The following is a 583-nucleotide window of genomic DNA, read 5'->3' as shown; positions in this document are numbered from 1 at the left end:
ATGGAAGATTTCATCGGGCCATTCAGTTCGACACTCGTCTGCATACGGCGCTCATGCACCAGGAGAACCGCGTCCGTGGTGAGGAAGCGGAACGGCTTCGGGAAAGCCGCGAAGATAGTCACCCCCGCCGAATACACTTTCGTCTTGCCGACGCAGTATGCATTGCGGCCTGAATGCTGCCGAAACAGCCGAATTTCGAGGGCAATCCGCCGGGCCGCATCGGCATCCCCGCCGTTGGTGTTGAGCTCCATGATGAGGTCGCTGCCGCTCTGGCGTACGGCTTCCAGGCGACCAAGAAGAAAAACGACAGTGCTGTCGTCGATCAGACCGTTTACGGAGATGTTAGGCTCGTACAGGAGTTGCCGCAGGCTTGGCGCCTGGCCCGCCGGCGCCGGCGACAAAGGCGCGCCACCGTCGTCCGGAGGCGCGTTCTCTCTATTGTTCATGACGTGCTCATTGATTCCGTCGAAGCGCCGATTACCTAGGCAGCTTCCTGCATCGCTCTCTCGTTGACGCTGGTCTCTCCAAGCTGCGTCAGCGCTTCGTCAGTCGCCTTTTCCTCTTCGAGCGTCTCCTCGAGCAG

At 60.2% G+C, this 583-nt stretch carries 1 protein-coding gene; it reads right to left on the bottom strand.

The genetic code is table 11. The features are described 5' to 3' along the window. Positions 1-401 (bottom strand): ATP-dependent Clp protease proteolytic subunit (locus AC0L25_RS32480; protein WP_473599195.1); only part of this gene is annotated, 401 nt, incomplete at its 3' end. Between the last annotated feature and the right edge of the window lie 182 nt (positions 402-583).

This window comes from Mesorhizobium sp. WSM4813, from assembly GCF_055811555.1.
The sequence above is the reverse complement of the archived record's forward strand: the minus strand, read 5'-3'. Positions and strand labels throughout refer to the sequence as shown.